Source organism: Streptomyces sp. SID1328, from assembly GCF_009865595.1.
Taxonomy (GTDB): domain Bacteria; phylum Actinomycetota; class Actinomycetes; order Streptomycetales; family Streptomycetaceae; genus Streptomyces; species Streptomyces griseoluteus.
Map to the genome: position 1 here is coordinate 1 of NZ_WWKH01000855.1, position 7,736 is coordinate 7,736.

The window sequence follows — 7,736 nt, forward strand, 5'->3', positions numbered from 1 at the left end:
AGCTCCTGCGGCGAGCCGACCCGCACCAGAGCCCGGCCGAGGTCGGCCAGGACGTCCGCGAGGTCGCCGGGCGCGGTAGGCGCGGGCGTGCGGGAGGCGGACACCGGTGCCGGCGCACCGGCCGGGTCCGCGTCCGGGCCGCCCGACTTCGGGTGCTCCAGCGTGCCCAGGGTGAGCCAGCACTCCTCGATCAGGGTGCGGCGCCCGGCCTCGGCGCGGGCGAGCAGTTCCTCGTGAGCGGCGTCGGCGGACCGGCCGGTGAGGGCCATCAGCGCCCCCTTGGCGCGTTCCAGCACCGCCGAGGACGCGGTGAGGTCCCGCAGTCGCTCCATCTCGGCGCGCTGTCGGGCCACGACTTTGGCCAGCGCCGCCACATCGGCGCCGAAACCGCTTTCCACGGAAGGGGTGGGCTCGCTCGTCACGCGACGAGCATGGCACACCCTGGCCCTTCGCTCACTTGTCCGGCCCGCCCGTCCCCATCAGGGGCGGCGGGCGTCGGACCGGGGGCGCGGAGGGCGGGGTCAGCGGCCGGTGCCACGGGTGCCCAGCGCTTCGGAGACGGCGCGGACGCTGCGCGCGATGTGCTGGAGCTGGAGCAGCTCGGCGGCGTACAGCTTGATGGTGTGCTCGATGACCGACTCCGGCAGCCCGAGCACCGGCAGTTCGGCGCGGGCGGTCTGCAGCGCGGTGCGGGCCACCCGGATCTCCTGCTGGACCTGGAGCCCGGCGTGCCGGGCCAGCAGGACGGGATGCTTGATCAGTGCCGGATAGCTGGCGTAGCGCGCCGGGATCAGTTCGCGCAGCCACTTGGCCGCCGAGCGTTCCCAGTCGTAGCTGCCCGGCTGCTTGACCTGGCAGGGCCAGTCGCGGCTGGTGCGCGTGGTGGTGATCGGCATGCTCATCGCTTCCGGTGTGCCTCGTCGCCGGAGAGGGTGTCCGACGGGTGGGGGCGGCCCTGGCCCCGGCGGGCCGGGCGGGGACGCCACGGAATCCGTGAGCAGTATTTATATATGCCAACCGCTTTGCAAGACGGATGAAAACATTCATCCGCGCCGGGGTGGGGCTGATCGGCGCCGGATCAGTCCCGCAGGAAGAACTGCTGCTGGTCGGCGACCTGCTCGTACTGCTCCAGGCGCGCCTGGGTACGCTCGGGGTCGGCGTCGGTCATCGCCTGGAGCAGCGCGGCGGCCAGCAGACCGGGGGCGGCGTAGGAGTCGAAGACCAGCCGGGAGCCGGTGCCGGTGGCGAAGGTGACGTCGGCCTCCTCCGCCAGCGGGCCCAGCGCGAGATCGGTGATCAACGCGACCTTCAGCCCCGCCTCCCGCGCCACCCGCAGCGCGGCGAGCGTCTCCTGCGCGTGCCGGGGCATGGCGAACGCCAGTACCCAGGTGCCGCCCGCCTCACGGGACTGCAGCAGCGCGTCGCACGCCACGCTCCCGCCCCGCGTCACCAGCCGCACATCGGGGTGGATGCGCCGGGCCGCGTACCCGAAGTACTCCGCCAGCGACCCCGAGATGCGCAGCCCCAGCACGGTCAGCGGGGCGGAGCGGGACAGCTCGCGGCCCACCCGGATCACCCGGTCGGGGTCGGCCAGGTCGCGCCGCAGATGCTCCAGGTTCTGGATCTCCGCGTCCACCGCGGCCTGCAGCTCGTTCGCCCGGTCCTCCTCGCCCGGACCGCCCGCCAGCGCCCCCAGCGCGATCGACTGCAGCCGCTCCCGCAGCGCCGGATACCCGCTGAAGCCCACGGCGGAGGCGAACCGGGTCACCGAGGGCTGGCTCACCCCGGCCCGGTCGGCCAGCTCGGTGATGGACAGGAACGCGGCCTCGGTGAGGTGCTCGATCAGGTACTGCGCCACCCGTCGCTGTCCGGGGGAGAGCCGGGGCCCGTCGAACAGCGCCCGGAGCTGGGAGGTCGGCGCGGCCTCGGCGCCCGTGCCGGGCCCGCCCGAGGTGATGGCTGATGCCTGGGCGCGTGCCTGTTGCGGCGAGGGCGCCGGACCGTCGACTTTGTCTCCCACGACGAGCCAACATAGCTCACCACCGCTGGTCGCCCCGCGTGTCGGCCCGGAGGGGTCAGCGCCGGTACACCGTGATCGAGTGGCCCACGTCGTCGACCGGGCGGCTCGTGCGGATCAGCTCCGCCAGCCGCCCCCGAGCCTTGGCGACGGCCGAGTCCGACACCACCAGCAGCCCCCGCACCCGCTCGGGCGGGACCGAGAGGGGAGCGCCCGCGTGGATGCCGTAGTACGACGGGACCCCGCTGCCCTTGTAGACCAGCCACACCCGCTCGCCCGGGTACCGATCCCGCAGCCGGTCCGCGAGGGTGCCGAGGTCCTGGCCCCAGTCCACGTTGGAGTCGTGCAGCAGCCGGTGCGTCCGCGCGGGGCCGCCGAACGCCTCGTTGGCGTAGGGCAGGTAGTACGGGAACGTCCGCAGCGAACTCACCGCCACCCACAGCACCAGCGCCCCGGCCAGCGCTTCGGCCCACCGGCGCCGCCAGAGCGTGACGCAGCCACCGGCCAGCGCCAGGAACACCGGGACGAACAGCGCGTACCGGGTGCCGAAGTCCCGCGCGCCCGTCGTCGCCACCGCCAGCAGCAGGGCGGGGGGCAGCAGCAGGTACGGGGCCGCGGGGCGCAGACGGGGCACCGCCAGGAGGGTCACGGCGCCGGCCGCGCCCAGGGCCAGGAGCCCGACCGGGGTCTTCACCAGGAGGGCCACGGGGAGGTAGTACCAGAGGGAGCCGGTGTACACCCGGCCGAACAGGAAGCCCTCCCACGGGTAGTACTCCATGGCGAACTGCGCCCGCAGCCCGGCGCCGTAGGCGGGCGGCAGCGGCAGCAGACCGCTCACCAGCGCCCGCGTGCCCGCCAGCGGCGGGATCGGCTCGGCGGGCGCGAAGCCGAGCCGGGGGTCGACGACCAGATAGGTGGCCCAGACGACGGCCAGTGCCACCGCCAGCACCACGCCCGCGCTCCCCAGCGCCGACAGCGCCCCGCGCCGCCGTCCGGCACCGGCGCGCGCGTGCCGGACCGACCAGGCGGCCAGCAGCATCAGCAGCGGGATCGCGGGCAGCGCGCTCATCTTCGTGGCCACCGCCGCGCCCAGCGCCGCCCCGGCGAGCGGCACGTACAGGCGGGGCCGGTTCCGGGCCCGCCAGGCCAGCCAGACCGAGGTCAGCAGGAAGGCGGTCAGCGGGAGGTCCAGCGTGGCCAGCGAGCCGTGCGCGACGACGTCGGGGCAGAAGGCGTACAGCGCGAGGGCCACCAGACCGGCCGCCCTCCCGGCCAGGTCCCGTGCGAAGGCGAACACCACCAGCCCGCCGAGCAGCGTCAGCGCGATCACCGGCAGCCGCGCCCACAGCATCAGCCGCCAGGGGTCGTTCCCCGACTCGTACAGCAGATGGCGGCCCGCCTCGCCCTGCGTGCCGGGGAACCCGGGGTCGTAGTGCGGGTCGGCCACCGCGATCCCGGCCGCGATCAGGAGCTTGCCGAGCGGCGGGTGCTCGGGGTTGTAGCGCAGCCGGTGCTCGTGGAGGTAGTCGGTGGCGGTGACCACGTACACCGGCTCGTCGATGGTGGGCGTCTGCCGGACGGCCGTGGTGACCATCGCGGCCGCCATCTGGGCCAGGAGCAGTGCCACCAGCAGCGGCACCAGCCAACGGCGCTCACGAGGGCGGGGGAGCGGGGGCGCCGGTGCTGAAATCGTCCCGGTCCCGAGGTGTTCGCTCGCCATCATCCGCCCCACGGTGGCACGGGCCGCACCGGTCCCGGTGCCGATCCGCCCTCGTCGGGGCCGTGTCCGCGCACCGTTCCCGCGACCGGCGGTGCCACCGCCCCCACCGGTCCCCTCGGCGGACCCTCCGCCGCGCTCCCACGGATACGGGCCCCGGCGGGCGCCGGTTCAGCCCCGGCCGGGTACGGGCAGCGCCGAGGCGGGTATCACCAGGTCCGCCCGGTCCCGCGTGGTGGCGATCAGGTCGGCGTTGCGCTGGTCGGTGCCGAGCACCCAGGCCACCGCCGCCGTGTGCTCCTTGCCGAACTCCACATGCCGGGCCACCAGCCGCCGCACCCGCTCCGGCTCGTCGACCTCGCAGTACCAGACCTCGTCCAGCAGCGGCCGTACCCCGGCCCATGAACCCTCGCGCAACAGAAGGTAGTTGCCCTCGGTCACCACCAGCCGGGCCGACGGCGGCACCGGGATCGAGCCCGCCACCGGCTGCTCCAGGTCCCGCTCGAAAGCGGGCGCGTACACCACCTCGTCCCGGTCGGCGGGAGTCTCGCGCAGCCGCCGCAGCAGCGCCGCGTACCCGGCCGCGTCGAAGGTGTCCGGGGCGCCCTTGCGGTCCCGCCGGCCCAGCCGGTCCAGCTCGGCGTCGGCCAGATGGAAGCCGTCCATCGGGACGTGCGCCACCCAGGGCGGGCCGTCCGCGTTGAGCGCGCGTACGAGGTGTCCGGCGAGGGTCGTCTTACCCGCCCCCGGACCGCCCGCGATGCCGAGGATCGCGCGCTGTCCGTCCTCGGCCAGGCTGCGGGCGCGGAGGAGAAGATCGTCGAAGGTCGGCGGCATGCAGCGAGTGTGCCACCGGGCGTGCGCGGGGCGGCCGCCGGGCGCCCCCATTTCCGCTAGGAACGGCGTGATCGCCGCGCCCGATCCGGGGAAGGGAGCACGGTATGACTCAGCTCGGACTGCCCGACACCATCCAGGCGTGCCTGTTCGACCTCGACGGAGTAGTCACCAAGACGGCCGTCGTGCACGCCGCCGCCTGGAAGGAGACCTTCGACGCCTTCCTCCGTGACCACGAGGGCCCGGACGCGCGGCCGTTCGACGAGGTCGCCGACTACGACGAGTACGTGGACGGCCGCCCCCGCGCCGACGGCGTCCGCTCCTTCCTGAAGTCCCGCGGGATCGAACTCCCCGAGGGCGGGCCCGACGACCCGCCGGACGCCGGCACCGTGCAGGGTCTCGGCAACCGGAAGAACGAACTGCTCCTGGAGAAGATCCGCACCGACGGCGTCGAGCCCTACGAGGGCACACTGCGCTATCTGGCCGCCGTGCGCGCGGCCGGCCTGGCCACCGCCATCGTCTCCTCCAGCGCCAACTGCCGGGACGTGCTCCGCTCGATCGACGCCGAGGACCTCTTCGACGTACGGATCGACGGGGTGGTGGCCGCCGAACGGCACCTGCCGGGCAAGCCGAAACCGGACACCTTCCTGGCCGCCGCGCAGGACCTCGGCGTGCCCCCGGAGCGGGCCGCCGTCTACGAGGACGCGCTCGCCGGGATGGACGCGGGCCGCGCCGGAGGCTTCGGATACGTGGTCGGAGTGGACCGCACGGGGCAGGCCGACGCGCTGTACGCCCACGGCGCGCATATCGTCGTGAAAGACCTCGCCGAGCTGGGAGGGACGCAGTGATCACTGAGCGGGCGTACACGGTCGAGCCCTGGCACGTGCGCGAGACCACCCTCGATCTTGACGTGCTCGCCCAGAGCGAGTCGGTGTTCGCGCTGTCCAACGGGCACGTCGGATGGCGCGGCAACCTCGACGAGGGCGAGCCGCACGGCCTGCCCGGCAGCTATCTCAACGGCGTGCACGAGGTGCACCCGCTGCCGTACGCGGAAGCCGGCTACGGCTACCCGGAGTCCGGGCAGAGCGTCATCGACATCACCAACGGCAAGATCCTGCGCCTGCTGGTGGACGACGAACCCTTCGACCTGCGCTACGGCCGCCTGATCTCCCACGAACGCGTCCTCGACATGCGGCGCGGGGTGCTGGAACGCACCTGCGAGTGGACCTCCCCGGCCGGTTCCACGGTCCGGGTGCGCTCCACCCGGCTGGTCTCCCTCACCCAGCGCGCGGTGGCCGCCATCGCCTACGAGGTGGAGGCGGTGGGCCGCCCCAGCCGTGTCGTGATCCAGTCCGAGCTGGTCGCCAACGAGAGCCTGCCCGAGCCCAACGGCGACCCGCGTGCCGCGATGAGCCTGCGCTCGCCGCTGGAGCAGGAGGACGGTTTCGCCTCGGGGGAGCGGCTGCGGCTGGTGCACCGCACCAAGCGCAGCGGCCTCAGGGTCGCGGTCGGCGCCGACCACGTCGTCACCGGGCCCGGCCGCACCACCAGCCGCAGCGAGAGCGGCATCGACGTCGCCCGGCTCACCGTCACCTCCGTACTCGAGCCAGGCCACACCCTCCGGGTGGAGAAACTGGTCGCGCACGGCTGGTCCGGCACCCGCTCGCTGCCCGCCATGGCCGACCAGGTGGACGCCGCCCTCGCCGCCGCCTCCCACGACGGCTGGGACGGGCTGCTGGCCGCCCAGCGCGAGGCCCTCGCCGACTTCTGGGCGCGCGCCGACGTCGAGGTGCACGGTGACGAGGAGATCCAGCAGGCCGTACGCTTCGCCCTCTTCCACGTCTTCCAGGCCGGCGCCCGCGCCGAGCAGCGCGCCATCCCCGCCAAGGGCCTCACCGGCTCCGGGTACGACGGGCACGCCTTCTGGGACACCGAGATGTTCGTGCTGCCCCTGCTCACCCATACCGCGCCACGCGCCGTCGCCGAGGCGCTGCGCTGGCGCCACAACACCCTGGACGCCGCCCGTGAACGCGCTGCCCAGCTGGGGCTCAGCGGCGCCGCCTTCCCCTGGCGGACCATCGAAGGGTCCGAGGGCTCGGCGTACTGGCCCGCGGGCACCGCCGCCTTCCATGTGAACGCCGACATCGCCGACGCGGTCGTGCGCTACGTCGAGGCCACCGGTGACCTCCGCTTCGAACGCGAGGTGGGCCTGGAGCTGCTGGTGGAGACCGCCCGGCTGTGGCGCTCGCTGGGCCACCACGACCACCGCGGGGCCTTCCACATCGACGGCGTCACCGGGCCCGACGAGTACAGCGCCGTCGCCGACGACAACACGTACACCAACCTGATGGCGCGGCAGAACCTGCTCGCGGCCGCCGACGCCGTGGAGCGCTACCCCGAGGAGGCGCATCGGCTCGGTGCCGACGAGGAGGAGAGCGCGGCCTGGCGGGACGCCGCCGAGGCGATGAACATTCCCTACAACGACGAACTCGGCGTCCACGAGCAGAACGCCGGCTTCACCCGCTACCAGCGCTGGGACTTCGCCGGCACCCGCCCCGACCAGTACCCCCTGCTGCTGAACTTCCCGTACTTCGACCTCTACCGCAAACAGGTCGTCAAACAGGCCGACCTCGTCCTCGCGATGTACAGCTGCGCGTCCTACTTCGACGACGAGCAGGTCGCCCGGAACTTCGCCTACTACGAGCCGCTGACCGTCCGCGACTCCTCCCTGTCGGCCTGCTGCCAGGCCGTCATCGCCGCCCAGGCGGGCCATCTGCGGCTCGCCTACGCCTACACGACCGAGGCGGCGCTGATGGACCTGCACGACCTGGAGCACAACACCCGCGACGGACTGCACATCGCCTCGCTGGCCGGGACCTGGATGGCGCTGGTCGCCGGGTTCGGCGGCATGCGGCGGGTGCTGACGGGCCCGGCCGGGATGAGCTTCGCGCCCCGGCTGCCCGAGCGGCTGCGCAAACTCGCCTTCCACCTGCAGTTCCGGGGGCGGCGGCTGCGCGTGGAGATCAGCGGGGACAAGGCGACCTACACGCTGCTCGAAGGACCGCCGCTGATCATCGAGCACCACGGGGAGACCGTCATGCTGGAGGCCGACGAGCCCGCGGTGCGGACCGTGCCCCCGGTCACCCCGCGCCCCACCCCCGAGCAGCC

Annotated in this window: 7 protein-coding genes; 2 read left to right on the plus strand and 5 right to left on the minus strand. The window is 73.7% G+C overall.

Going from position 1 to position 7,736, the window contains the following annotated elements; translation table 11 throughout:
* The 5 genes from GT030_RS27490 to GT030_RS27510 all read right to left on the minus strand — a co-directional run.
* The coding region (locus tag GT030_RS27490; protein ID WP_346009759.1) for an ANTAR domain-containing protein at positions 1-422 on the minus strand (422 nt) is incomplete at its 3' end.
* Between the two features lie 99 nt (positions 423-521).
* The gene (locus tag GT030_RS27495; RefSeq protein ID WP_161203389.1) at positions 522-902 is read right to left on the minus strand and encodes a hypothetical protein; all 381 of its coding nucleotides are present in this window, start codon (positions 900-902) and stop codon (positions 522-524) included.
* Positions 903-1,078: 176 nt separating this feature from the next.
* Positions 1,079-2,020, minus strand: a complete 942-nt coding sequence (locus GT030_RS27500; protein WP_161203390.1) for a MurR/RpiR family transcriptional regulator — start codon at positions 2,018-2,020, stop codon at positions 1,079-1,081.
* Positions 2,021-2,075: 55 nt separating this feature from the next.
* A complete protein-coding gene (locus GT030_RS27505; RefSeq protein WP_237522852.1) occupies positions 2,076-3,623 on the minus strand; it encodes a phospholipid carrier-dependent glycosyltransferase in 1,548 nt (515 codons plus the stop codon).
* Between the two features lie 282 nt (positions 3,624-3,905).
* Entirely contained in the window at positions 3,906-4,571 is a 666-nt protein-coding gene (locus GT030_RS27510) for a nucleoside/nucleotide kinase family protein (protein WP_161203392.1), read from the minus strand.
* 104 nt (positions 4,572-4,675) lie between these two features.
* Here GT030_RS27510 and GT030_RS27515 point away from each other — a divergent pair, with 104 nt between their 5' ends.
* Positions 4,676-5,416 (plus strand): beta-phosphoglucomutase family hydrolase, encoded by a 741-nt coding sequence (locus GT030_RS27515; RefSeq protein WP_161203393.1) that lies wholly within the window; start codon positions 4,676-4,678, stop codon positions 5,414-5,416.
* Positions 5,413-7,736 (plus strand): glycosyl hydrolase family 65 protein (locus GT030_RS27520; RefSeq protein WP_161203394.1); only part of this gene is annotated, 2,324 nt, incomplete at its 3' end. The genes GT030_RS27515 and GT030_RS27520, both read left to right, overlap by 4 nt.

Excerpts from the sequence above, each read along its gene's own strand:
- GT030_RS27495 (WP_161203389.1), bottom strand. The coding sequence starts at position 902 with ATGAGCATGCCGATCACCACCACGCGCACCAGCCGCGACTGGCCCTGC.
- GT030_RS27505 (WP_237522852.1), bottom strand. The coding sequence starts at position 3,623 with ATGGCGGCCGCGATGGTCACCACGGCCGTCCGGCAGACGCCCACCATC.
- GT030_RS27510 (WP_161203392.1), bottom strand. The coding sequence starts at position 4,571 with ATGCCGCCGACCTTCGACGATCTTCTCCTCCGCGCCCGCAGCCTGGCC.
- GT030_RS27515 (WP_161203393.1), top strand. The coding sequence starts at position 4,676 with ATGACTCAGCTCGGACTGCCCGACACCATCCAGGCGTGCCTGTTCGAC.